Origin of the sequence: Pseudoclavibacter sp. RFBB5 (assembly GCF_002931555.1) — a bacterium.
Taxonomy (GTDB): domain Bacteria; phylum Actinomycetota; class Actinomycetes; order Actinomycetales; family Microbacteriaceae; genus Pseudoclavibacter.
Genome location: NZ_PSTZ01000003.1, coordinates 195008 through 219753, shown reverse-complemented (window position 1 = coordinate 219753; position 24746 = coordinate 195008). Strand labels below are relative to the sequence as shown.

The 24746-nt window shown below is 70.2% G+C and carries 23 protein-coding genes; 7 read left to right on the top strand and 16 right to left on the bottom strand.

All coding sequences use genetic code 11. The features are described 5' to 3' along the window. Positions 1-92 precede the first annotated feature (92 nt). Positions 93-479, top strand: a complete 387-nt coding sequence (locus C5B97_RS04300; RefSeq protein WP_104310892.1) for a DUF4229 domain-containing protein — start codon at positions 93-95, stop codon at positions 477-479. Here C5B97_RS04300 and C5B97_RS04295 read toward each other — a convergent pair. Further along, a complete protein-coding gene (locus tag C5B97_RS04295) occupies positions 476-1453 on the bottom strand; it encodes a 1,4-dihydroxy-2-naphthoate polyprenyltransferase (RefSeq protein ID WP_104310891.1) in 978 nt (325 codons plus the stop codon). The genes C5B97_RS04300 and C5B97_RS04295 overlap by 4 nt on opposite strands. A gap of 159 nt (positions 1454-1612) precedes the next feature. On the opposite strand from C5B97_RS04295, the gene C5B97_RS04290 reads away from it, so the two are divergent. After that, positions 1613-2851: an SGNH/GDSL hydrolase family protein gene (locus tag C5B97_RS04290; protein ID WP_104310890.1), complete on the top strand. Its 1239-nt coding sequence runs from the start codon at positions 1613-1615 to the stop codon at positions 2849-2851. A gap of 137 nt (positions 2852-2988) precedes the next feature. On the opposite strand, the gene C5B97_RS04285 is transcribed toward C5B97_RS04290, so the two are convergent. The 3 genes from C5B97_RS04285 to C5B97_RS04275 form a co-directional block, all read right to left on the bottom strand. Then, complete coding sequence (locus tag C5B97_RS04285; RefSeq protein WP_104310889.1) at positions 2989-4347, bottom strand: AMP-binding protein; 1359 nt, start codon at positions 4345-4347, stop codon at positions 2989-2991. A gap of 40 nt (positions 4348-4387) precedes the next feature. Further along, complete coding sequence (locus C5B97_RS04280; RefSeq protein WP_104310888.1) at positions 4388-5299, bottom strand: 1,4-dihydroxy-2-naphthoyl-CoA synthase; 912 nt, start codon at positions 5297-5299, stop codon at positions 4388-4390. 72 nt (positions 5300-5371) lie between these two features. Continuing rightward, positions 5372-5908, bottom strand: coding sequence for a hypothetical protein (locus C5B97_RS04275; protein ID WP_104310887.1), 537 nt, complete (start codon positions 5906-5908; stop codon positions 5372-5374). Between the two features lie 174 nt (positions 5909-6082). On the opposite strand from C5B97_RS04275, the gene C5B97_RS04270 reads away from it, so the two are divergent. Beyond that, entirely contained in the window at positions 6083-7081 is a 999-nt protein-coding gene (locus tag C5B97_RS04270; protein WP_104310886.1) for an o-succinylbenzoate synthase, read from the top strand. 34 nt (positions 7082-7115) lie between these two features. Here C5B97_RS04270 and ccsB read toward each other — a convergent pair whose 3' ends face one another. The 5 genes from ccsB to C5B97_RS04245 are packed head-to-tail and all read right to left on the bottom strand — an operon-like array spanning position 7116 to position 12219. Next, positions 7116-8210: a c-type cytochrome biogenesis protein CcsB gene (gene ccsB, locus C5B97_RS04265; protein WP_104310885.1), complete on the bottom strand. Its 1095-nt coding sequence runs from the start codon at positions 8208-8210 to the stop codon at positions 7116-7118. Next, positions 8207-10018 (bottom strand): cytochrome c biogenesis protein ResB, encoded by a 1812-nt coding sequence (locus tag C5B97_RS04260; RefSeq protein ID WP_104310884.1) that lies wholly within the window; start codon positions 10016-10018, stop codon positions 8207-8209. Before C5B97_RS04260 ends, ccsB begins: the two co-directional genes overlap by 4 nt. Beyond that, positions 10002-10904 carry a cytochrome c biogenesis CcdA family protein gene (locus tag C5B97_RS04255; RefSeq protein WP_104310975.1) on the bottom strand — a complete coding sequence of 301 codons (903 nt, stop codon included), beginning with the start codon at positions 10902-10904 and terminating at the stop codon, positions 10002-10004. The genes C5B97_RS04260 and C5B97_RS04255 overlap by 17 nt, the downstream gene beginning before the upstream one ends. Before the next feature lie 35 nt (positions 10905-10939). Next, complete coding sequence (locus tag C5B97_RS04250) at positions 10940-11575, bottom strand: TlpA disulfide reductase family protein (protein WP_258067938.1); 636 nt, start codon at positions 11573-11575, stop codon at positions 10940-10942. Beyond that, positions 11572-12219 (bottom strand): histidine phosphatase family protein, encoded by a 648-nt coding sequence (locus C5B97_RS04245; RefSeq protein ID WP_104310883.1) that lies wholly within the window; start codon positions 12217-12219, stop codon positions 11572-11574. The genes C5B97_RS04250 and C5B97_RS04245 overlap by 4 nt, the downstream gene beginning before the upstream one ends. A 117-nt stretch (positions 12220-12336) precedes the next feature. On the opposite strand from C5B97_RS04245, the gene aspS reads away from it, so the two are divergent. Beyond that, complete coding sequence (gene aspS / locus C5B97_RS04240; RefSeq protein WP_104310882.1) at positions 12337-13647, top strand: aspartate--tRNA(Asn) ligase; 1311 nt, start codon at positions 12337-12339, stop codon at positions 13645-13647. A gap of 81 nt (positions 13648-13728) precedes the next feature. Here the strand turns inward: aspS and C5B97_RS04235 are convergent, their stop codons facing one another. The 7 genes from C5B97_RS04235 to C5B97_RS04205 form a co-directional block, all read right to left on the bottom strand. Then, positions 13729-14118, bottom strand: a complete 390-nt coding sequence (locus C5B97_RS04235; RefSeq protein ID WP_104310881.1) for a DUF4913 domain-containing protein — start codon at positions 14116-14118, stop codon at positions 13729-13731. Continuing rightward, positions 14115-15875 carry a type IV secretory system conjugative DNA transfer family protein gene (locus C5B97_RS04230; RefSeq protein ID WP_104310880.1) on the bottom strand — a complete coding sequence of 587 codons (1761 nt, stop codon included), beginning with the start codon at positions 15873-15875 and terminating at the stop codon, positions 14115-14117. The genes C5B97_RS04235 and C5B97_RS04230 overlap by 4 nt, the downstream gene beginning before the upstream one ends. Beyond that, complete coding sequence (locus C5B97_RS04225) at positions 15872-17434, bottom strand: ATP/GTP-binding protein (protein ID WP_104310879.1); 1563 nt, start codon at positions 17432-17434, stop codon at positions 15872-15874. Before C5B97_RS04225 ends, C5B97_RS04230 begins: the two co-directional genes overlap by 4 nt. Beyond that, positions 17431-18924, bottom strand: coding sequence for an SCO6880 family protein (locus C5B97_RS04220; RefSeq protein ID WP_104310878.1), 1494 nt, complete (start codon positions 18922-18924; stop codon positions 17431-17433). The genes C5B97_RS04225 and C5B97_RS04220 overlap by 4 nt, the downstream gene beginning before the upstream one ends. A 4-nt stretch (positions 18925-18928) precedes the next feature. Next, on the bottom strand, positions 18929-20506 hold the full coding sequence (locus C5B97_RS04215; RefSeq protein ID WP_146080712.1) for a hypothetical protein: 1578 nt from the start codon (positions 20504-20506) through the stop codon (positions 18929-18931). Further along, positions 20506-21255: a hypothetical protein gene (locus C5B97_RS04210; RefSeq protein WP_146080711.1), complete on the bottom strand. Its 750-nt coding sequence runs from the start codon at positions 21253-21255 to the stop codon at positions 20506-20508. The genes C5B97_RS04215 and C5B97_RS04210 overlap by 1 nt, the downstream gene beginning before the upstream one ends. A 97-nt stretch (positions 21256-21352) precedes the next feature. Next, positions 21353-21736 carry a TrbC/VirB2 family protein gene (locus C5B97_RS04205; RefSeq protein WP_368845302.1) on the bottom strand — a complete coding sequence of 128 codons (384 nt, stop codon included), beginning with the start codon at positions 21734-21736 and terminating at the stop codon, positions 21353-21355. Between the two features lie 221 nt (positions 21737-21957). Here C5B97_RS04205 and C5B97_RS04200 point away from each other — a divergent pair, with 221 nt between their 5' ends. The 3 genes from C5B97_RS04200 to C5B97_RS04190 are packed head-to-tail and all read left to right on the top strand — an operon-like array spanning position 21958 to position 24736. Beyond that, positions 21958-22473, top strand: a complete 516-nt coding sequence (locus C5B97_RS04200) for a hypothetical protein (protein ID WP_104310875.1) — start codon at positions 21958-21960, stop codon at positions 22471-22473. Beyond that, positions 22470-23669: a M23 family metallopeptidase gene (locus C5B97_RS04195; protein WP_104310874.1), complete on the top strand. Its 1200-nt coding sequence runs from the start codon at positions 22470-22472 to the stop codon at positions 23667-23669. Before C5B97_RS04200 ends, C5B97_RS04195 begins: the two co-directional genes overlap by 4 nt. Next, positions 23669-24736, top strand: a complete 1068-nt coding sequence (locus C5B97_RS04190; protein ID WP_104310873.1) for an FHA domain-containing protein — start codon at positions 23669-23671, stop codon at positions 24734-24736. The genes C5B97_RS04195 and C5B97_RS04190 overlap by 1 nt, the downstream gene beginning before the upstream one ends. Positions 24737-24746: the final 10 nt, after the last annotated feature.

Genomic DNA, 24746 nt, shown 5'->3' with positions numbered 1-24746 from the left:
CCCCGAGGATACGCGACTTGCCTCCACCCGACCTGGTGGTGCCTGTGCCCTGGGCGAACCTGGGATCACCCGGTCGCTCGTAGAATTGCGGGATGAACTCGAAGCGCGCCTGGCTCGTCTACTCCGTCATCAGACTGCTCGCGTTCGCGGTGCCATTCGCCGTCGTCATGCTGGCCCTGCCCGCCTGGCAGTGGAACTGGCTGGCCGGCGCCCTCATCGGTGCCGTCATCAGCGCGTGCATCTCCGTCATCTTCCTGCGCGGCACACGCCAGCAGATGGGCGACGACCTGCAGCGCCTCACCGAGCGCAAGGATGCGCGCACCGCCGACGACAAGGACGAGGACGCGGCCTTGGACTCCACCGCTGAGACCGAGGCGGCCGAACCAGTCAAGGCCACGTCCGAGACCGAGCCTGCCGAGGCCGACCCCGGTGAAGAGCCGACGCCCGACTCTTCGCCGCAGCGCTCACCGAGCAGCTAGCGCACGTACCCGCTGAAGACGATGCCGAAGCCGAGCAGCAGCGCGTAGGCGAGCGTCGCGAAGCTCGTCAGCATGAGCGCGAGGATCAGCTCTTTGGGCTTGCGGGCAGTCGATGCGATGAGGACTGCGGGAGCGGCGAGCAGCAGCGCGAAGAATGTGAAGATCGCGTTGCGGTACGCGATGGCGAAGAGGATGGCCAGCACGAACGGCGCCAGCGTGAAGACGCCGAAGAGCCAGCGCGAGACGACGGGGCCGACGAGCACGGCGAGCGTTCGCTTGCCGGCGAGGCGGTCCTGCTCGATGTCACGGATGTTGTTGACCATGAGCACAGCGCAGGAGAAGAGGCCGATCGCGGTGGCCATGATCCACACGTTCGTGGAGACGCTGCCTATCTGCACGAACGTCGTGCCGGCGGTCGCGACGAGGCCGAAGAACACGAAGACGAACACCTCGCCGAGCCCCGCGTATCCGTACGGACGCTTGCCACCCGTGTAGAACCAGGCCGCCAGGATCGCGACCGCGCCGACGGCCAGCAGCCACCACTGCTCGGATCGCCAAACCAGGAAGAGACCGGCGAGGGCGCCGAGGCCGAAGAAGATGAAGGCGACGAGTCGCACGCGCTTCGGGTCGACGAGGCCCGAACCGGTCAGACGGGCGGGGCCGACGCGATAGGCGTCGGTACCGCGGATGCCGTCGGAGTAGTCGTTCGCGTAGTTCACGCCGATCTGCAGGCAGAGGGCGACCGCGAGACAGGCGAGCGCGCGCACCCAGTGGTACTCGCCGAGCGGCCCGTCGACGATCGCGCCAGCCGTGCCGAGCAGCACCGGTGCGATGGCGAGCGGGAGCGTGCGCAGCCGGGCACCTGAGATCCAGGCGCGCGCATCCAGCTTGCGCACCTCGCCGGCTTTCGGCCGGGGCCGCTGCGTCGGGTTCGCTTGCTGCTTCCGCTGTCTCTGCTTCTGTTTCTGCGCCACGGAGCGATTCTAGAGGGCGGCGCGCGGCCCGCATCCCTGCGACGACGGTTCGCGGCCCCGAGAAGCGAGCTCGCCATCCCGTTCCCGGCCAGCGTCACGGTGGCACTATGAGACCATCACCTCCCATCCCCCGCACGACGTCCGCTCCACAGGAGATCCATGACTTCCCGATCACGCGTTCGCGCGGCGGCCGTCTGCCTCGCGGCCGCAGGTATCGCCCTCCTCGTGGCCCCCGGGGCCCTCGCGGCGCCCCTCGGCGATCCGACGGTAAACGGAGGCACGCAGGGGCGTGAGTACATCGCCTTGGGCGACTCGTACTCGGCCGGCTTCGGGCTCGTGCCGTTCAGCGAGGAGCCCGCCGCCGGCTGCTTCCAGGCGCTCGCGAACTACCCGCACCGCATCGCCGACTCGCTCGGCCTGACCCTCGACGACCGCACGTGCAGCGGCGCCGTCACCGCCGACATCCGCGATGTCGAGCAGGTCACCGGGGCTGGGGCGAGCGCACCAGTGCAGTCGGCGAGCCTGTCCGCCACGACCGAGATCGTCACCCTGTCAATCGGCGGCAACGACCTGCAGTTCTCGGACATCGCCGCCTCGTGCATCGCAGCGAGCTCCCTCGGGCCCCTCGTCGCCGATCAGACCACGCCCAACTGCCGTTCGAAGTACGTCGTCAGCGGAGGAGGCGTCGAAGTCGACACCTTGAAGGACCGCATCGACTCGCTGGTCGCCCCTGCTCTGGCTTCGACGTTCGCCCTCATCACCGAGAAGGCACCCAACGCCGAGATCGTCGTCGTCGGGTACCCCGCCATCACCCCGGACCCCACGAACACGCCGGTCGGCGGCTGCTTCTCCCCAGCCTTCACCTCGGCGGGCTACCCGGAGAACTCCTTCCCGTTCACCGACGTCGACACCGCATACCTGCATGAGACGGAAGTGCGCCTCGACGCGGCCATACAGACGGCGGCCGAGGCCATCGGCGCCACCTTCATCTCCACCCTCGAGGCGACGGCCGCCCACTCCGCCTGCACGACCACGGACCCGTACATGAACGGCATCACGCTGGAACCCGGCGAGGGAACGCCGACCACACCCGGCGCATCCCTCAAGCTCGGCGCACTCCATCCCAACGAGGCCGGCGTCGCCTACCTGGCGGAGGCCGTCGGGGCCGAGCTGCAGGCGATCTTCGAGCCCGGCACGCCAGAGGCGACCGCGCCGACTCCCGCGGCCAGTGCGACCGCCACCGCCCAGCCGACGGCCCCGGCACCGGCCGCGCCGGCCGCGCCACTGGTCATCGTCGGCGTGCTGGTCCTGCTCGGAGCCGGAATCGGCACGGCAATCTTCGTCCGACGACGATCGGCCGCCGCCAACCGCACACACAAGCACGCCCCCGAGGCCTGACTCCGCAGAGCGCAGGGCCGTCGTTCGCCGCGACCTGGGCTGATCGAACCCCCTCAGGTTCGACGTCCGGCCGCTGTGCAGCACCATCATGGTGCAGCGCATGGTGCAGCCGCCGACGGCCGGCATCGGCGACAGGCTCAGGCCTCGTCGGCACCTCCGTGGGCGAGCCGCGCGACCAGGTCCTCCAGCGATCGACGGTCCGGCTTCCCACTGGGCAGGAGCGGGATGCTGCGCGCGACCACAAGGAGCGCCGGACGAGCCGCACGGCCGGCGGCCGCCGTCGCCTCGCGGATGGAGCGCCAGCGCTCGTCGGCTGCGAGCTCACGCGCATCCAGCAACGTCGCCGCGACGCCAGGCTGGGACGCGTCGGGCGCCCACGCGGACGTCTCCACCACCAGCGCGGGCACCTGCCCCCACTGCTCGGACGGCGCGGCGACGACAACGGCCCCCTCCAGGCCGGGCAGGCGGCGCACGATGCCCTCGACCCGGTCGAGCAGCACCTTCTCGCCACCGGAGACGATGACGTTGTCGAGTCGACCCGTCACCACGAGTCGTTCGCGGCCCGTGGCCTCGTCGATCTCGAAGCGGCCGCCGTCGCTCGTGCGGTACCAGCGCACCCCGTCGTCCTCGACGAACGCCTCCGCGGTCCGGCGCGGGTCACCGAGGTAGCCGGCGCAGAGCACGGGGCCCGCCAGCTGCACCTCGTCGTCGCGGATGCGCACCTTGACTCCGTCGAGCGGCTCCCCGTTGTAGAGGCTGCCGCCGCTCGTCTCGCTCGAGCCGTAGCTCGTCGCGAGGTTCCAGCCGAGCTCCCCCGCCCGCGACCGGAGGGCTGGTGGCAGCGCCTGCCCGCCGACGAGGATCGCGTCGAAGCGCGCGACGGCGCCCGCGATCGGACCAGCGCCCAGCTCGGCTTCGGCGGCGTCGAGCAGCCGCACGAGCTGTGCCGGGACGAGCGACACGTACCGCCGCTCGGCGGTCAGCTCACCCGCCGCGCGCGCGAAGCCCTCGGCGGTGAAATGCTCATCGCCCAGCACAACAGGCTCAGTTCCAGCGATGATCGAACGCATGAGCACCTGGGCGCCCGCGACGTAGGAGGCCGGCAACGTCAGCAGCCACTGTCGCGTGGGATCGGCTCGCTGACCGGGGGCGCCGAAGAGCTCATCGAACCTGGCGTACGTGGCCGCCGCGGACGCGCGCAGTGCGCTCTCCGCGAGCATGACCCGTTTCGGCTCAGCCGTCGAGCCGCTCGTCTCGATGACGAGCACCACGTCGTCCGGGACGCGCTGGAGGACATCGTCGTCGGGACGGTCGGCGTCCAGACCGGGCGTGGCTGCCGAGGCGCGTGAGGATTGCGAAGGGCCTGTCGTCGGCAGAACGGCCGGACCCCCGCCATCCAAGGCCCGGTTGAGCGCCGCGGTGACCGCGTCCGGGTCGCGCGCATCCACCCGAACAAGCCGCCGCAGGCCTGCGCCGTCCGATGGTGCGGCCGTCATCGCGAGGACCCCACCGCCGAACCGCGCCGGCCGGCGGGTGCTAGAACTGCCACGGGAACGGCGACCAGTCAGGCTCGCGCTTCTCGAGGAACGAGTCGCGACCTTCGACGGCCTCATCGGTTCCGTAAGCGAGGCGAGTCGCCTCGCCGGCGAACACCTGCTGGCCCACGAGGCCGTCATCGACCGCGTTGAACGCGAACTTCAGCATGCGGATCGCCGTCGGCGACTTCGTCAGGATCGTCTCCGCCATGCGCACAGCCTCGACCTCGAGCTCCACGTGCGGCACCACCCGGTTCACGGTGCCCATCTCCATGGCCCGATCCGCCGAGTACTCCTCCGCGAGGAAGAACACCTCGCGCGCGAACTTCTGCCCGACCTGCTTCGCGAAGTACGCGGAGCCGTAGCCGGCGTCGAACGACCCGACGTCCGCATCCGTCTGCTTGAACTTCGCGTGCTCGCGCGACGCGATCGACAGGTCGCACACCACATGCAGGGAGTGCCCGCCGCCGGCCGCCCACCCCGGGACGACCGCGATGACGACCTTCGGCATGAAGCGGATGAGGCGCTGCACCTCGAGGATGTGCAGGCGCCCGTTGCGGGCCGCGTCGATCGTGTCGCGCGTCTCACCGTCGGCGTACTTGTACCCGTCGCGACCGCGGATGCGCTGGTCGCCGCCCGAGCAGAACGCCCAGCCGCCGTCCTTCGGGCTCGGCCCGTTGCCGGTCAGCAGCACCACGCCGACGCGTGGGTTCATGCGCGCGTCATCGAGCGCCCGCGCCAGCTCGTCGACCGTCTGCGGCCTGAACGCGTTGCGGACCTCAGGCCGGTTGAAGGCGACACGGGCGATGCGCCCCGTGACATCCAGGTGATACGTGAGGTCGGTGAGCTCCTCGAAGCCCGGGACGGTGCGCCAGCGCTCGGCGTCGAAGAGTTCGGAGACGAAGGCAGTCATGCCCCAACGCTAACCGACTCGCGGCCGTGACCAGACGGCTGTCGGCCGAACAGGGCCCGGCTCCGTCAGGAACTACCAGAGAGGCGGCGCAACGGGCAGCGTGCCGCCGTTTGCGATGAGCTGGACCAGCGTGTTGCCGACCAGCCACGCGGGCGGCGCACCGAACGGCAAGCCGAGGATGAGCGCGAAGATCGCAGCCCCCCTCGCGCTGTTGAAGATGATGCCCCAGAGCGCCAGAGCGATCGTCAGGAATCCGGCGATTCCCGCCGTGAGCAGCCACATCTCGATCTCGAACTTGCGGTCGATGCCGAACAGGTTCGACGCGTAGAAGAACACGAACACGTCCGCGAGTACCGTGATGAGCACACCGAGCAGCGCCCAGTGCCCTGCCGACCAACGGCGCGGGTTGAACGCGATCTCGTACCAGGTGCGCTGGACGAGCGTGCCATGCCGGTGCTGGGGCTTGTCGTATCCAGGCTTGCCGACGACCGACACAGAGCGCGCGGGCTGTCGTGCCACCGGCGCCGGGCCGAGGAGGCCGTCGTCGAAGTCCTCGTCAGCCGGCGGAGGGCTGAAGCGAGGTGCGGGGCTGGAGAGATTCGTAGACATAAGGGTTTCGCGTCCGGTGTGACGGATCGATGCCTCAGCCTAGCGCGATCCGGACGGATCGCACCCAGCTCGGCCGCTTGTTCCCGTCCGGCGCGACAGCGGCACGAGCCAGCAGCTGCGGCTCGGACCAGTGACCGCCGCGCCAGCCGTCGAGAAGCGCGAGAGAATGAGCCCATGCAGCTGCCCGACCTGGACGAGCTCCTCGCTCGCACGCACATCGTGACGCTCCCCCTGGTGACGCGTTTCCGGGGCGTGGATGCGCGGGAGGCCGCGATCATCCGTGGCACCCAAGCCTGGAGCGAGTTCTCGCCGTTCCTCGAGTACGAAGACGCGGAGGCCGCGAACTGGCTGCGCGCGGCCCTCGAGTTCGGCTTCGACGCTTCCTTGCCCCGGCGCTCTGACGGGGAGGTGTGGGTCAACGCGACCGTGCCCGCCGTCGAGACGTCGAAGCTCGACAGCGTGCTCGCGCGCTTCGACGGCTGCCGCACGGCGAAGATCAAAGTCGCGGAGCGCGGGCAGGTGCTCGCCGACGACGTCGCCAGGGTGCGAGGGGTACGCGAGCGACTGGGCGCCGACGCACGGCTGCGCATCGACGCGAACGGCGGCTGGTCGGTCGACGAGGCAGTCCGAGCGCTCCGCTCGCTCTCGCGCTTCGACCTCGAATACGCGGAGCAGCCCTGCTCGACCGCCGTGGAGCTCGTGCAGCTTCGGGGGCGCCTCGCTGGCGAGGGAATCGCCGTGCCGATCGCCGCCGACGAGTCCATCCGCAAGGCCGAGGACCCGCTCGAGGTCGCGCGTCTCGGTGCGGCCGACGTCATCGTCGTGAAGATGCAGCCCCTGGGAGGCGTTCGCCGCGCCGCCGAGATCGTACGCGCGACGGGGCTCCCGGCCACGGTGTCGAGTGCCCTCGACTCGTCCGTCGGCATCGCGATGGGCGCACAGCTCGTCGCGGCCCTCCCCGAGCCGAGGCACGATGCCGGTCTCGGCACGGCGTCGCTCCTTGCGGACGACGTCGTGGCGGAACCACTCCGCCCACGCGCCGGGCGCATCCCGCTTGCCCCGGTGACGATCGACGAAGCAGCGCTCGACCGCCTCGCGTCCCCGGCCCCGCGTCAGGACTGGTGGCGCGCCCGCATCAGTCGCTGCCACGCGCTGCTCGCCGCTTCGGCCTGACCTCGGCCGGAGGTCGGCCTGAGGGCTCGCGGGCCTACAGGCCCGAGTAGGCGTGCAGCCCCTTGAAGAAGACGTTGACGACACCGAAGTTGAACATGACTGTGGCGAACCCGGCGATGGCCAGCCACGCCGAGGGTGAACCGCGCCAGCCGCGCGTCGCGCGGGCGTGGATGTAGCCGGCGTAGACCACCCAGATGATGAAGGTCCACACCTCCTTGGTGTCCCACCCCCAGTAGCGACCCCAGGCGCGTTCCGCCCAGACTGCACCAGCCATGAGGGTGAAGGTCCAGAGGATGAAGCCGACGATGTTGATGCGGTAGGCGAGGTTCTCGAGGCGCACCGCATCCGGCAGCGCCGAGAGGAGCTTGAGCCGCGACGGGAGACCGGCGCGCACGCGGGCGACGCGACGCGTCTGCAGGAGCTGCGCGACGCTCAGGCCGGCACCGATGGCGAGGCACCCGGTCGCGAGGGAGGCGACGAACACGTGGATGACGAGCCACACCGACTGGAGTGCGGGTGCGAGCGGCACGACGTCGACGTAGAAGCCGAGCGTGGCGATGCCGAGCGTGATGACGGTGAAGCCCGTGATGAAGGTGCCGAGGAAGCGCACGTCCGCCCAGAAGCGGGCGAGCAGGAAGACGAGCACGATGAGCAGCGTCGAGGTCATCGAGTACTCGAACATGTTCGACCAGGGCACACGGTCGGCGGCGATGCCGCGAAGGACCGTGGCCGCGAGGTGCACGAGGAAGGCCGCGACCGTGAGCCACATGGCGATCCGAAGCGACGGGGTCGCCCTCGTGTCGCGCCAGGCATCACCCGATTCGGTGCGAGTGGATGCGAGCGAGACGGAGCTCGAGGGATCCTCCGTCGTGTAGCTGGCCGGTTCCGCCATCTCTCGCTCGCGCGCTGCTGTGTCGTACGTGCTCGCGCCCGCCGAACCGGCGGCCGCGCCGACGAGTGCGTTGCGACGCGCGGCGGTCGCTCCGACGGCGGACTGCCGCTCGGTGCGTTCGGCGGCCCGCGCGCTGCGTCCCGCCAGATCCAGGGAGAACGCGATGAACGCGACCGCGTAGACCGCCATGGCGATGTAGAGGAGCAGGTTCGACCAGCTGGACAGCGTTTCGATCATGGAGCTTCCTGAGTGGGAGAAGAGGCGAGCGCCGCACCTTGGTTGCCGGCGCCGGGTTCTGAGCTTTGGGTGGGCTCTGTTCGTTGAGAGCCCGAAGCGTCGCGGGCCGGCGACGCGGGTTCGGCTAAGCCTACGATTTTTCTCGTGTGCAGGTCGAGGAGATCGTTGACGGCCGCTGCCAGCTGCGGGTCGTCGCCGCGGGCGAGGCCCGCGTACTCGACGAGCACGGTGCCGTCGGCGCGCGTGGTGGCCTTCACCCACAGGCGGCGCCGTGGCACGAGCAGTGACGTGAAGAGCCCGCCGATGATGAGCACCGCGAAGATGAGGACCGGGATCTGCGTCGGGTCGTCGTGCACGTCGAACGAGGCGTAGCGGGGAACCTCGCCGAGTTCGATGGTGCCGAGACCGTTCGGGAGCTCGGCCGTCTCCCCGGGGCGCAGCTCGATGGGCTTGACGTCGAGATCACGGGCAGCGATCGGTGTGAGCGTATCGGTGTCGAGCGTGTAGACGGACCTTGGCACCCCTTCGTCGAGGCCGAGGTCGCCCGAGTAGACGTTGAGCGTCAGCATCGGGTCGCGAAGGTCGGGGTGGTTGGAGGTGAGGGCACCCGACTCGAGCTCCACCGCCGACGGGTAGAAGAAGCCGAGCATGCCGATCTGCTCGTCGAGTCCATCCGGCACCTTCACGACGCCCATGGAGGTGAGGAAGGAGTCCTGCGGAAGGAACGGCACGAAGTCTGAGAACACGGCGTTGCCGTCTGGGTCTCGCACGGTGATCTCCGGGGCGTACCCGTTGCCGAGGAGGTAGCTGTCGGTGCCCGCGAAGCGAAGGGGGTCGTTGACGCGGACGGTCTCGCTTCTGGCTTCGCCGCCCGGTGTGTTGACGGTCACGTTCGCCGCGTAGTCGGTGGCCTGCCCGATGGCGTTCTGGTTCTCTTCCTCGTACGTGATGTCGAAGGAGTCGAGGCGCATGGAGAACGGCGCGAGCGCGTCCGGGGTGAAGAAGCGGCCAGGGTTGAACGACGAGTAGCTGACGAGCCCGTTCACGAAGGTCTGGCCTTCGACGAGCACCCGCTGCCCTGACCAGGTGTAGCCGCCGCCGATGCCGACCGCGACGATGATGCCGACCATGGCGGAGTGGAACACCAGGTTGCCGGTCTCGCGCATGTACCCGCGCTCCGCGGAGACCGAGACCCCGCGCCTGCCGTCGTCGAAGATGACCGTGCGGTACCTCTTGTCGCGCAGCACCTTGGCGGCTTCGTCGATGACGGCACCGCGCTTCGGGTCGAGAGAGGCGTCGAGCACCTGCGTCGAGTAGGCGTCGAGCCGCGAGAGGCGCGCCGGGGTCTTCGGGGGCTTCGAGCGCAGCGCGTCCCAGTGGTGCTTGATGCGCGGGATGATGCAGCCGATGAGCGAGACGAACAGCAGCAGGTAGATGGCGGTGAACCACGGCGAGCTGTAGACGTCGAACATGCCGATGTCGTCGAGGAACGGAGCGATCTCGGGGTACGTGTCCTGGTAGACGATGACGCCGTTCGGGTCGCTCGAGCGCTGCGGCACGAGCGAGCCAGGTACGGCCGCGATCGCGAGGAGCAGAAGCAGCAGGAGCGCGGTGCGCATGCTCGTGAGCTGACGCCAGGCGGTGCGCAGCCAAGCGACGAGGGCGGACGCACGGCCGGGCTTCTTGACGCCGCCCGGCCTGTTGGACGTCGTCGCGCCCGCGGCTCCGGATGCGGTCTTCTTCGGCTGCCGATCGCGGGCTTCGAAGCCGTCCTTGCCCGCGTCGAAATGATCAGAGGGGCGCGACATAACCGGGGAGCGTCGCGGCGAACGCGAACATGATCTGCTGCCAGACGCCGATGAGCATCAGGAATCCAAGGACGATGAGGAGGCCTCCGCCAATCAGGTTGATGGTTCGGATGTGCTTGCGGAGCCAGTTGACTCCCGTGGTCACGCGGCCGAGCCCGAGTGCGATGAGGATGAACGGCAGGCCGAGCCCGACGCAGTAGAAGAACGCGAGCAGGGCGCCCCTGGACGGGGAGGCCGTCTGCGCCCCGAGGGCCATGATCGCGGCGAGCGTCGGGCCGAGGCACGGGGTCCACCCGATGCCGAAGACCACGCCGAGCAGCGGTGCACCCAGCAACCCGGATGGGGCGAACTTCAGGCGCGCGGTGCGCTGCATGAACGACACCTGGCCGATGAAGACGACACCCATGAGGATGACGATCGCGCCGAGCACCCGCATGACTGCGCCCTGGTACTGGATCAGCCAGATGCCGATCTGCCCGAACGCTGCGCCGGAGAGCACGTAGATGACGGAGAACCCGAGCACGAACAGGGTCGCGCCGAACGCGACCCGGCCTCGACCGGTGGTGAGGCGGGTGACGAGGGAGGGCTTCGCGGGCGCGGTCGACGCTGCGGAGGAGCCTGTGCTCGAGCCACCGCCCACCGCTGCTGCAGCAGAAGCCGCGCCTCCTCCGGTGCCCCCTGCGGCCACTGCTCCGATCGGGGTGCGCGAGGTGGTCTTGGCTGGCGCATCCTGAGCGACAGCCCCGACGAGCCCGAGGTACCCGGGGACGACCGGGAGCACGCACGGAGACGCGAAGGAGATGAGGCCCGCGAGGAGGGCGAGGGGGATCGCGAGGAGCAGCTGCCCGCTCACGATCGTCTCGCCGACCGCGTTGCCGGGTGCGATGGCGGTCAGTGCGGATGCAGCGAAGAGGGCAGTGGTCACTTGCTGCTCTCGGCGAGGGTGTCGGTGATCATCGAGCCGAGGATCGACGGGTCGATGGGGCCTCGGATGACCGACGCCACGCGGCCCTCGGCGTCGAGCACGAGCGTCGACGGAATGGCCTGAGGTGGCACGTTGTCCGCGAAGGCGAGGCGGACGCTCGCGTCGTCGACGTCGAGGATCGACGGGTAGGTGATGCCCTGCGTCTCGGCGAACGCCTTGGCCGTCGCGGCCTGGTCGTAGATGTTCACGCCGACGAACTCGACGCCGTCGCCTTCGTGCTCTTCCCACAGCGCCTGCAGATCGGGCGCTTCGAGGCGGCACGGTGGGCACGCCGCGTACCAGAAGTTCACAACGGTGACCGACCCTGCGAGGTCCTCGCTCGACAGCTCGTCGCCGAACTCGGTGATGCCACCGAATTCGATCGGCGCCTGGCGCTCTTCCGCTGGGAAGATCTCGTAGCTGCCGTCGCTCGCCACGGTGCCTGCTCCAGCGTCGCGTGCCTGATCGGCGAGGTCTTCGCTCGGGGCGCACGCGGCCAGCAGGAGCATCGTCGCAACACCCAACGAGGCGAACGCGACGCGGAGGGGTCGGGCAGAGCGCGACATCTTCACGCTCTCTGAGCGGATGGTCACACGGCTCCCTCATCGGTGGCGGCGCTGAGTTCCTGCGCCGCCGGTTCGCGGTAGTCGGCTTCCACGAAGCCGGTTGCGGGGTGGTACTCCAGCGTCGTGATGCTCGAGAGCGAGCACCGCCGGTGCTTCGGGTTGTGCGGGAGCGGCTCTTTCGAGAGCGCTCGGTGCACCATCCAGATCGGCAGCTGGTGAGAGACCACGATAACATCGCCGCCGTCAGCGAGCTCTGCGCCGTCGAGCACCGCCTCGCGCATGCGGGCGACGATGGACTTGTACGCCTCCCCCCAGCTGGGACGCAGCGGGTTGACGAGCTTCGGCCACGATCCTGGGCGACGCAGCGCGCCGTACTTGCCCGTCATGCGCCTGCCCTCGAACGCGTTCGTGGGTTCGATGACCCGCTCGTCGATGACCGGTTCGAGCCCGAACAGCTCGGCGATGGGCGCCGCAGACTCGCGGGTCCTCTGCAGCGGAGAGACGACGAGTCGGGTCGCCGGTACGGCACGGGCGTGCAGGTCTTCTGCGGTCACGCGCGCCATGCGGGCGCCGAGCTCCGAGAGCCCGAAGCCTGGGAGCCGCCCGTAGAGGAGCCCGTTGGGGTTTTCGACCTCGCCGTGGCGGACGAGGTGGATTCGCTGTGCCGCCATGCAATCCAGTCTACGAACCGCCACCGACACTCAGGCACAGGATGCGCATCCGCGACCCAAGCCGTGCCTTGTTCTCTTCCCGCTCGCACGCACGTGCGCCTCGGGTACCCTTGACCGGTGACTGATCGCGCCCTCATCTCCTCCCTTTCCACGCTCGAAGACGGCCCCGTGCTTGTGCAGGGGTGGGTCGATACGGTTCGAGACCAGAAGAAGGTGCAGTTCGTCGTCCTCCGTGACGAGAGCGGCGCCGTGCAGCTCGTGAACCCGCGTGCCGAGGGCCGTGAGGCGATCTCCGACACGATCTCCGCGCTCGCGCAGGGCAGCTTCATCTCCGTGCGCGGCCAGAAGAAGGCCGACGAGCGCGTGAAGCTCGGCGGGCTCGAGGTCAAGGTCGACGAGATCGTCGTCGAGACCGCCGCGCTCCCCGAGACACCCATCGCCGAGGACACGTCGATCGACAAGCGCCTCGACTGGCGCTTCCTCGACCTGCGCATCCCGCGCAACGCCCTCATCTTCCGCATCCAGACGACGTTCGCGCACGCGTTCCGCACGTACTGGGTGGAGAACGGCTACGTCGAGCTCTTCACGCCGAAACTCATGGCGTCGGCGTCCGAGTCGAAGGCGGAGCTCTTCAAGGTCGACTACTTCGAGACGAGCGCGTACCTCGCGCAGAGCCCTCAGTTCTTCAAGCAGATGGCGATGAGCTCGGGCCTCGGGAAGATCTTCGAGATCGGGCCCGTGTTCCGAGCCGACCCCTCCTTCACGTCGCGCCACGCGACCGAGTTCACCGGCATCGACGCCGAGGTGAGCTGGATCGAGTCGCACGAGGACGTCATGCAGATGCAGGAGCAGCTCATGGTTGCTGGCCTGCAGGCGGTCAAGGATGCGCACGGCGAGGAGATCAAGGCGCTCTTCGACGTCGACATCGTCGTTCCGTCGCTGCCGTTCCCGCGCATCCCGCTGCTCGAAGCTCGCGAGATCGTCGAGGCGCGTGGCCACAAGCTGGAGCGCAACGACCTCGACCTCGACCCCGAGGGTGAGCGTCAGATCGCGGCGCACGTGCAGGAGACGTTCGGCCACGAGTTCGTGTTCCTCACGGACTACCCGGCATCGATCCGCCCGTTCTACCACATGCGCCACGAGGGCGACGAGTCGCTCACGAAGAGCTACGACCTCATCTGGAACGGCGTCGAGATCTCGACGGGCGCCCAGCGCGAGCACCGTGTGGACGTGCTCGAGGAGCAGGCGAAGCAGAAGGGCATGGAGGTCGACGAGCTCGGCTTCTACCTCGACTTCTTCCGCTACGGAGCACCGCCCCACGGCGGGTTCGGCATGGGCTTCGCGCGCATTCTGATGCTGATGCTGCACCAGACGACGCTGCGCGAGGTCACGTACCTGTTCCGCGGCCCGAACCGCCTGCAGCCGTAGGTCTCATCGCGCTGCGCGCAACCAGGCAGCGACCTCAGAGCCGTCCGCGATCTCTCGCGGGCGGCTCTGCTGCGTCCGACGTCAGCCGCACTGCGTCACCTCGTGGCCTGGCGGGGGTGGTGCGCAGGGCAGGTCGTCACCGCGACGGCTGGTGCTGTCGCGCACGTCGGGGCTCGACTCGAAGGGGCCATCGGGGCTGAAGAGCACGCCGAGGTGGTAGTCGGCATGGTCCCGGAACCAGAGGCAGGCGCCGCCTGGCGAGTCCTTCAGCTCTTCCCACGCCTCCCAGAGCCCCCCGAGACGGAGCACCGCCTCGGGTGAGTCCCACCAGCGGGCCGACCAGACTCGCGTGCGCCCGTCCACTCCGCGGGCGCACGCTCGGCTCACGAACTGGCGCACGAAGTCGTCGAGGCACGCGAACTGGCTGGCGGACGCGCTCCCACCGCCTGGGTGCGTCTCATCGTCGCTCATCGCCGCTCCCCCGCGCGCACTGGTGCGTCCAGAGCTGGGGCGGGATCCTCACCGGGGCCGTGTTGCGCGATCGAGGCGCGGATACGGGTCGCGTGCGGGCCCTGCATCCACGATCTGGTCTTGATGAGGGTCGGGCGCGCGCCGGATGCGAGGACGAGTGCACGCCCGCGCGGGAGCGCGGCGAGCTCGGAGACGTCGAGGATGCGTTCGCGGTGGAGCTGCCTCGAGACGGTGCGGTGGCCTCGGCCGTAGCTCAGCGAGGAGAGTTCTCTGTCGTGGTCTCCGACGAGTTTGGACAGCTCCTCGAGGAAGGCCGCCTCGCTGACGCCCCCGCCGTAGACCTTGACGTTCGCGGCGGACCAGAGCTTTCGCATGCCTGCCTCGCCCCAGACTTCGACGCCCTGCGACCAGGACTGGAGGATGGTGATGAGCACGATGCCGCGCGAGCCGTAGTGGCTGTACAGGTCGGGGAGGGTGCGCCACCGGCAGACGTTCGCGGCTTCGTCGAGCACGCCGAGCAGCGGCCGGGTGAGTCGACCGGCCGGTGAAACCGCGGCGAGTTCTTCCGCTGCCTCCGCCACGGCGACGGTGAGGGCCGTGACGAGCGGGCCCGTGCTCCCCTGCCCCTCGCGGGAGAGCGAGTAGAGGGTGTCGGTGCCACGCACGAACTGATGAGGGTCGAACCGCGGTCGGCCGTCAGAACCGGTCCCCGGCGTGATCCAGGAGGCGAGGGCCCTGCCGGTCAGGCACGAGGCCATCTGCTGGGCCGTGCCGTAGATGCCGCCGCGCTGCCGCTCGGGGGCGCTGATGACCCCTTCGAGCTGGTCGGCGATGAGCCGAAAGCCGTTGTCCTGCAGGATGCCGATGGCTTCGTCGTCGCCGGGTCGCGTCACCCACCGGTACACCTCGGTGATGGGCTTGCCCGCGAGCGCGCCAGCGAGCAGGAGCGCCGCGAGGAGGTCCTTCGCGGCGGGGTCGAAGAAGGCGTCGGCCCTGGAGCCGGGCTCCCTCGACCCGCTGGCGAAGTGGTCGGCGAGCTTGCCTGCCTGCACCTCGTCGGTGACGTAGCTCAGCGGGTCCCACCACCATCGGGCGACCTCACCCGCAACGGACTGCGGGTCGAAGACCCACACTCGGCCCGTGGCAGCGCGCACTCCGCGGGTCGCGTCGACGACGTCGCGTTTGTTGGAGGTGACGATGACCGCACCTGGTGCCTCGACGATGGCTGGGATGGCGAAGGCGGTCGATTTCCCGGTGCGCGGGCCACTGATGTTGATCTGCATGTCCTCCCACCCCGCGTACACCGGAGCCGGCCCCGGGATGCTCGTGCCGAGGCGGACGCCGATCGGGCCGTCGACACCGAGGCGCCGGCTGCTGGCCGTGGCTCCGCGAGCGCTGATGGCAGCGATCTCCTTCCCCCGGCCGAGCAGGGCCGCGGCGCGGTCGAGTCGGCGAGCGCCGGATCGCCGGCGCCGGCTGAGGAGCGTCGCCGCGGTGCCCGCGAGCAGGAGTCCGAGGCTCATCACGACGGCGAGCGCGGTCGCGGTCTCCGTCCAGTGGATGCGGCCTCGCAGCACCTCGAAGAACAGGGCGAAGAGGTTGTCCGGCAGAGCGGACCCCGTGCCATCGACCGCGTTGGCGGCGCGCACGCAGACGTTGGTGCCGCCGACGGCGACGACGACCGTGCCGAGCGCGACCCACAGCACGACGGCCTCGGTCGCCAGTCCGCCCGGCCCGCGCTTCCGCGGCGCGCTCACGATCTCGCTCGATCCGGCTCGTGCCCGCGGTCGATCCCCGGAGCGTCGCCGGTCGCCCTGCTCGCCTCGTGCCAGAGCTTGTTCGTGTCGTTGATGCTCGCCTCCGCGGCGGTGAGCTGCACGTCGACCGGGATGCCTGGCCGGCCGCCGACCTTGACGAGGAACTTGCCTCGTCCCGGCGGTTCGGCCTCCCGGCCGCTGGTCGGGTCCCAGGCGGGTGGGTCCTGCCACCCGATGAGCAGCTCCTGCTCGGCCTGCGACAGCCGTACCGCGGAGGTGAGGCGCGGCATCTCGGCCCCGGGCAGGCCGCCGCAGATGACCATGCCGGCGCGTTCCACGAACCCCTTCGCCTTCATCCGCTCTGATTCGGTGGGCAGGGCGAGGAGGTCGCTCATGGTGTGCGAGATCATGGCCATCCCGACCCCTCGCTGCCGGTTGAGGCGGGTGAGCGCGTCGACGCGGTCGACCATGCCCTTCCCTGCACGGAGCGCTCGCCAGAGCTCATCGAGGATGACGAAGTAGTGCCTGCGGGGTTCGAGCCCCGCATCCGCGAGCACGTTGGCGACGTTGACGGTGCCGAACCCCGCTGACCAGCAGGCGAGGAGCGCCGCCGCCTGCAGGTCGACGTCGGAGTCGTCGATCGAGGAGACGTCGTACACGACGGGCGCATCGCGTCGCATCGGGTTGGTGGTCTGCCGCGAGAAGGTCTCGCCGAGCCTGCCGCCACCGACGAGTCCGATGAGCGACGCCTCGAGGTCTTCCGTGATCGCCTTGTACCGGCTGTCGTCTCCTCGGTCGAGCGCGACCGCGCGCACCTCCGGTGGCCCTGCCTGGACGACTTCGAGGAGGTCGCCGAGCACGGGCACCCCGTCGTGGTGCTCGTCGAGCCATTTGAGGGCCCGGTCGATGATCGTCTCCTCGCGGTCGCTCGGCGGCTGGAGCCGCATGATCGTGAGGAGAGCGGCGACCATCGTGTGCCGGCGACCGTGGGCGTCGGCGAGCACCTGGCTGGCCTCGGCCTCGAAGCCGTGGGCCCTGAGCCGCTTCGCGGCCGCCGTCGCCTCGCCGGGGTCGAGCACGTTGAGGTAGCCACGTCCGCGTCCGAGCGAGATGACCTGGCCCCCGAGGGCCGTGATCATGTCGACGTGGTCGGGCTTCAGGTCGCCGAGCACGAGCGGCATCACGCCGTAGCCGGCGAGACCCGTTGCCATGCGCCGCACCAACGACGACTTGCCGAGGCCTGGTTTGCCGAGGATGAACGCGGACGGGTTGCTGATGAGCTTGGCTCGTTGGAACCACGAGATGGGGTCGCAGCAGAGGGTGGCCCCGGTCTGCGTGTGGCGGCCGAGGGGCACCCCGATCATCGGGGTGCCCGTCCCGACCGCGAACGGCCAGAGCCCGCAGACCTGGACGGTCGTGCCGCGCCATTCATCCGGGGCCTGGACGTAGGTGGATGCGCCGCTGCCGGCGCCGCTCCAGCCTCGCGCGCCCGGGCGCGCTTGGGTTCTCTGGCGCGCCTGCGCGGGTCGCTTCGCCGTCTTCTGGTGTGATCGCTTCATAGCTTCTCTCGCAGTTCGCTTGGCACTCGCAGGTGCTTGCTGAGGACGAGGCCGAGCGGCAGCGCCGCGGCGAAGGCCGAGTCCTGGGATCCGTAGACGGGTCGGAGGCGGAGGCGTGCGGTCGCGGCGAGGTTGTCGATGGCCGCTCGCGCGTCGAGTTCGTGCTCCGCGTCGAGCACCGTCGCCGTGACGAGTGCCCCGAAGTTCACGAGGCCTGCTCCGGAGGCCTCCTCGCTGGCGGTCGCCGCCGCCGCCCGCACGGCGAGCGTGTCGCGGGCGGCGGGCTTTGAACGCGACGTCTGCCTGAACTGGGCGGCGCTGAGGTCGGCCTCGACGAGGGCGGCAGCGCGGGCCGCGTCGATGGGCCGGTAGAGCAGCGTCACCCGTTTGCGGGCGATGTCGCGGTGCGGCGCGAGCAGCCGGGCGAGCACGCTCGACTGCACGCTGCCCCTCGGCGCCACGGTCATCGCCCAGGTCGTCGAGTAGGCGGAGTCGTGGCGGTAGCCATCCCAGCTTGCTCGGGCTGCCGCCGGGCCCACGTCGCTCCAGCTGAGCTGCGGGGTCTCGCCGGCGGCGTGCGCTTCGTCGATGAGCACGGCGACGGCGGGGTCATAGGCGACTCGAACGATCTCGCAGACCTCCTGCGCCGTGAGCGGTTGCGCGGCGCCGGCGCCGGTCGCCTGCAGTCCCGCGCTGAGGCCGGGGAGGCGGGCCGCGAGCTCTCGCGCCATCTCGTCGGGGGCCCGCCGGCGCCCTCCGGTTCTCAGCGACCCTTGGAAGGTGAGCGCGACGAATGCCTTCACGGTGGATGACCCCTCCGGGTAGTCGGCGACGGTCTCCTCGAGCACTGCGCGCGCGAAGGCTGGCGCGTTCGGGTCGATGTTCATGGCGACCTCGCGCCGCAGGCGCGTGCCGGAGTCCGGCGCGGTCTCGATGGTCACCGAGGCCGCCTCGATCCCTTGCTCGTCACCGAGGCTCGAGAGCCAGTGGCCCCACTCGGCAACCCACGAGTCGATCTGCTCCTGATCGACGAGCGCCGCGCCATCCGGTTCCGTACCGAACACCACCGTGTAGCTGCCGGCGGCCGGCGTGAGGAGCAGGGCGAACCGGCGTCCGTGCGAGTCGCTGTGCTCGCTCAGCCTCGTCGGCGCCGCGATGCCGGGCAGCTGGAAGGTCGCCCACGGCACGCGGCCGATCGGGCCGGACCGGTAGCTCGCCTCGCCCCTCGCCCGTGACAGCGCCCACCCTGAGCGGGCCCCGAGGCGGGACAGCGTGTTCTTGCCGTGCGCGTCACGCACGACGAGCAGCAGCAGGCACACGCCGATCGCCGTCGCCACGATCAGCGCCGCGACGATGCCGGAGATCATGACGGCGACGACCACGAGCACCAGCCCGCCCAGGAGGAGCGCCGTGCCCACGGAGCCGAGCCCGAGGAGGCCTGCGGAGGTCGGCTTCCGCCAGTTCCCGTACGTGCGCACCTGTCGTGCCATCGAGCTATCGACCACCGCTCGGCTCCTCTCCTGTGGTCCGCTCCGCGACTGTGATCGCGGCGTCCGTGCCGTATTCGATCGCCTTCTTCACGGGCTGGACGGCCGTGAGCGCCGCCGCAGCGTATGGACCACCCGCGGCCTTGCCGACTGCCGCCACCGCACCGCCTCCTGACCCTGCTCTCGGGGACGCGGGGGTCCTCGCGGACCCCGGCGACGGCACCGGTGACCCCGGGGTCGACGGAGATCGGGGCGGCGTCGCCGATGCCCCTGGTGCCCGCGCCCCGCTCCGTGGCGCCCCGGTTACCGCCCGCGAAGCGCTGCTGCCCTGCGGCGCAGTGCTCGGTCGGGGTCGCGCGCCTTCCGGTACGCGGTCCGCGACCGCGTTGGCGATGGATGCGCCCCCGCCGCTCGAGGCGAGCGCCCCGACCATGGGCGTCACGAAGCGCATGAGCGCGGGGAGCGCGACGATGGCGAGGGCGAGAATGACGAGCCCCGTGTAGGTGGTCAGAACGGCGCTGCCCTCCGAGGTCGGGGCGGCCCCGCTCATGTGGAAGCCGGCGGCGTAGACGATTGCCGCGGCCGGCTTGTAGAGGATGAACGCGGTCAGCCAGGCCACGCAGCGCTGGAACCACCCTCTGCCGAGCTCCGTGTTCGTCGCAGAGGCGGCGAGCGGCAGGATTCCGGCGAGGATGACGAGCATCCCGCCTCGCACGATCATGAGGAGCACCTGCACCACCGAGACGAGCCCGACGATCACGCCGATGAAGAGGCCGTTGCTGACCCCACTCGCGATCGCTCCGCCGGAGCTCCCGGCAGCACCGCCGGCGAGGCCCGCGACGGATCCCCCGAGCATGACGCCGACGTTGTCCTTGAAGCAGTTCGGGGCCCCGTCGAGGTCGCACTCGAGCGACTCGTCGATGATCCAGGTCGAGAACGAGTCCCCCGCACGCACGAGCAGCCACACGATCGTGAGGCCGACGCTTGCGACGACCACCAGCGTGAGCAGGCTCTTCAGGAGTTCCTGCCCCGGCCGCGCCCGCTGCTCCCACGCCATGCGCGCGCCGCCGATCATGACGGAGACGATGGCGCAGACACCCGCGATCCACCACGTCGAGGACTGCAGGAACGTCGCGGTGTTGGTCGACGCCGCCGGGGCCGTGGGGATGAGCGCAGACACCAATGAGGAGGCGCCCGCGATGAGGACACCGCCCGCGAGCACGGCGAACAGGCGGCCGTGGAACGGAACCCCGTCGCCGGAGCGGATGCGGAGCCCCACCATGACGGCCAGGAACACGAGCCCGATGATGGCGACCGTGCCAGAGATCCAGCTGACGTACCCGAGCACGGTGCCGAGGTGCGCTTCGACGTCGCCGGTCGGCGCGGCGGCAGCTGAACCCGCCGCGGCCCCCGTCGTCCCGAGGTCGGGTGTCGGCACGTCGACCCACATGGTGCCGAGCGTCGAGATCTGCTCGGCCACCCACTCGTTGACGTCGTTCTGGAGGGCCTCACGTGTTCGGCTCCACACCGTCGAGGCGATCTCCTTCGAATAGCACTCGAAATCGCCGAGCCCGCAGTCAGCCATCAGGCGCCCCACCGCACGTAGCCGCCGACGTCGCTGAGCGCCTGCAGGCGCACCGGATGCGGCTCGTCGGTCGGGATCCGCCAGTCGCCACCGACCCACTGGAGGTCGACGACGGCGGCGATGAAGTTGCTCATGCCATCGACGGTGACGCGCTGCGCGACGTCGACGCGCGCGGCCTGGCCGTCGAAGGCGAGCATCCGGTAGCCCACGATCTGGAGCCGGATGAGCTCACCCTCGGAGCCCGACTCAGCCCCCGACTTCGACTCTGCGAGGATCGCCTCTCGGTGGGGTCCAGGCGCCAGGGCGTACTCGAGGAGCGGGGCCCGGAGCCCCGCGGTGTTCGACTGCACGAGGAAGTTCGCGGCCGCGAACAGCGCACCTTCCGGCGAACGCTGGAAACAGGACGCGACCCCATCCTCATGCGTCTCTCCCGGACCCGCGGCCGGTGCGCTCGGGGCGAGGTTCACGTCGACATCCCGCCAGTTGGTCTCCGGCGCGATCGCGAGTCGCCATTTCCCCGACTCGGCAGGGTCCGACTCCCCAGATTCGGGCAGCCCGCAATGGCTGGGTGACAGCGTGTCGTCAGCAGCGACGGGCTGGGGACCAGCGCTCGCCTCGAGCGTCGGCGTGGAAGTCGCTGACTCGGCCCGCGCATCCGCACCCCCACCGGGAGCCTCACCCCCGAACGCCGCGAGGGCTGAGACGACGACACCGGCACCCACAAGGAGCGCGACGCCGAGGGCGGCCACGACGAAGCCAGGACGTCCCCATGACGTGCCCGAGCTGAGGCGGCCAGATCGGCGCGGCCTCTGCCTGCTGTTCGGCATGATGCTCGCCCGCCGCATGTCAGACGAAGAAGCCGACGAGGCTCGTCGCCGCCGAGATGATGATGACCCCGCCGAGCGCCATGCCGATCTTGCCCGCGTGCTCGCCGCCCTCGCCTCTGCGCGACTGGATGGCCATCATCGTGCCGGCGGCGATGAGGCCAAGCACGCACACCGCGAGCCCGATCCACTTCACCCAGCCGAGCAGGGTCGTGAGGCCCTCGGTGCCCGGAGGCTGCACCGGGTCAGGGTCGGGCAGCGTCGCCAGGTGCGCGGTGGTGTCGAGCAAGATCGCGAGTGCGACGGTCGTCATGATCAGAGGTCTCCTGTCGAGATGAAGGCGCGAGAACGCGCGCCGAAGAGCGACCCAGGTAGGCGGGGTCGGGCGCCGCCGGGGTCGGACCACAAGCGATCGCGTCTGCGCGCCGTGCCTCGCCCCGGTGTCTGAGCCGAACCGTCGACGCCCTCAGATGGCTCGTCGGTGCTGGTGCCGGCTCGGTACAGGAATGGACTCTACGCACGGCCGAAGGGACCGCAGGGAGTTATCCACAGGCCGAATTCGGGGCGCTCCGAGCGACCTAGATTGGTGCTCGCCGCAGCCGAGCTGTGGCTGGGAAGGGGTGCTCGATGCGCCGGAAGATCGCAGTTGCTGCGCTGGCAGCGCTGGCCCTGGGAGTGAGCGGATGCTCGACAGCCGACGGGCCGCCGACGACATCGCCGAGCCGACAGGCGCTGTCGGACCGGTCGTCTGAGCTCACGGATGGGTCGCGGGGCGAGCACATCGAAGCGGAGGACCCAGAGCCGTCGCCGACACACGATGGGGAGTCGGACGCCGACGCGATCAGCGTCGCTGCCGCGACCATGGCGGCGTACCAGCGTCGCGATGTCTCCCAGCGGGACTGGCTCGAGGGGCTCGAACCCCACCTCACCACGGCGGCGGTCGTCGCGCTGAGCTCCGTCGACCCGGCATCGATCCCCGCGCTGACAGCTGGCGGGAACATCGCGGTCGAACGCGACGCAAGCGGCTACCTCGCCCGCGTCGCCGTCTCGACCGAGGGTGGTTCCTATCGGCTCCTGCTCGTGCGCGACGGTTCCGGGCCCTGGCTCGTCAGCCAGATCGCGCCACCGGACGGAGCCTCGTGAGCGCGCGAACCGGTGCATGGTGGGGAATCGCGATCGTGATCCTGCTCGCGCCGGCGCTGCTGCTCGGGGCCCTGGTCCTCACGACGATCGCGAGCACATCGCTCGCGAGTGCGGCGGCCTGCGCCACCTCCGGGTTCTCGGTGCCGGTCGTTCCGCTCGGCACCGAGACGGAGACCGGCACGGTCGGTTCAGGAGCCGCCGCCGGTGCCATCCAAGCCGACCCGATCTCAGCGTCGCGGCTCACCGTCAGCACCACGATCGACGGCGAACCGGCCGAGTTCGCTGGCGCGCAGCTCTCGAATGCCGCACACATCCTGACCGCGGGTCGCGAGGCCGGCCTCGGGGTCCGCGACCAGGTCATCGGGGTCATGACCGCCATCGGCGAATCGACCCTGCAGGTGCTCGACCACGGCGACGCGGCCGGTCCCGACTCACGCGGGCTCTTCCAGCAACGCGACAACGGCGCGTGGGGAAGCTACGCCGACCGAATGGACCCGCACGCAAGCGCCGGCAGCTTCTTCAACGCCCTGCTCGCAGTTGCCGAGCGTGACGCGCTCGCACCGTCGGAGGCCGCACATCGCGTCCAGGGAAATGCCGACCCGCAGCACTATGCCAAGTACTGGCAGGCCGCCATTGCCGTGAGCGAGACCATCAGCGGAACCAGCACTGGGCTGGGCACAGGGATGCCGCCCGCGAGCGGAGCGAGTCCGGACGCAGACGGAGGGTGTGGGGCGGCAAGCGCGGCTGCCGCGGCCGCCGGTGGAAGCACCGCGAACCTGAGCCCCTCGGGCTGGGCGGCACCCGGTGACGGCGGGCTCACCGACACGTTCGGGAACCGGTTCCACCCCACCGACTTCGAATGGCGCATGCACAACGGCATCGATCTCGCGGCGGGCGGCTGCGGCGGGCAGATCTGGGCCGCGCAGTCCGGGACCGTCGTCGAAGCCGAACCCGACAGCTCCGGGAACGGCACCATCCGAGTCGACCACGGCGGAGGGCTCGTCACGAAGTACCTCCACATGGAATCGGACGGCTACCTCGTCGGAGTGGGGGCGGTCGTCACCGCCGGTCAGCAGATCGGCATCACGGGTACAAGCGGCCAGTCCACCGGCTGCCACCTTCACTTCGAAGCGCTCGTCGACGGCGAACGCGTCGATCCGCTTCCGTTCCTCGACGCGCGCGGGGTGAGCTTCTGATGGCGGGAAGACGCACGAGTCGCCGGCCAGAACCGGGCGAGGCCGTCCCCACGTGGCCGCGCGTCACCGCGCGCCTCGATGCGAGTGGCGGCGGCATGCTGTCGTGGAGCTCGACCCCGGCTGAGATCTCCGCGGACGACCGTGATGCCGCGCTTGCAGCCGTCGTCGCCCGATGCACACGCCTCGCGCAGACCATCGCCCGCGCGATCCGACTCGAGCTGCACGAGGGGAACCGGATGCAGGAGTTCGCCGTGCATCCATCTGCGATCATGCAGGCGATCAGCGCCGACGGACTGCCGGAGACCGATGCTGGGAGCGAGCCCGAGCTCACCATCATCACCGGCACGTGCGTCGCCTGCGCCGCAGCCGCGTCGGCAGCCGAGACCAGGTGCCGGAGGTGCGGCACGCCAGAACCGCTGCTTCGAGGCGGCATCTCCCTGCAGAGGCGCGCTGACCCCGAGCCGGACCAGCCAGCCGTCACCGAGCCGCGCTCCGGGCGCCGGGCGCTGCGTCGGGCATCGTCGCAGGCGTCGAGAGCAGGAACGGGCGCCGGGCTGGATGCCGGGACGTCAGGGGCACCGGCGCCCGCGCGAGCCAACGGAACCGAGACGAGGGCCGACCCGGAGACCGGGCCGGATGCCGGGCCCACCACCGAGTCGATCTCAAGGCCTGGACCCGAGCGACGGCCGCGGCGATGGTCGCGCCGAACGACGGCACGGCTGCCCGCAGCGCCCCGGACCCTCGTCATCGAGTTCGAGGACAGCTCCCGTGCGGTACTGGCCGGCAGCGCCGCGGTCGGCCGTAACCCGTCACCCGTCGACGGCCGCATCCCGGTCCGCGTCGACAGTCGAGACAACACCGTGTCGCGCACCCACGCGCTCGTGGACCTCGACCGATCCGGACGCATCCTCGTCACCGACTACCACTCGACGCACGGAGTGCACCTCAGCGGTGCCAGCAACTCCACTTTCTCGCCGGGCGTCGTCTACCGCGTTCCGAGCGGCGCCCGACTTCGCCTCGGCGACGTCGTCTGCCGCGTCAGCACCGAACCCGCCCTGACGGCCTGAACCCGCTGGT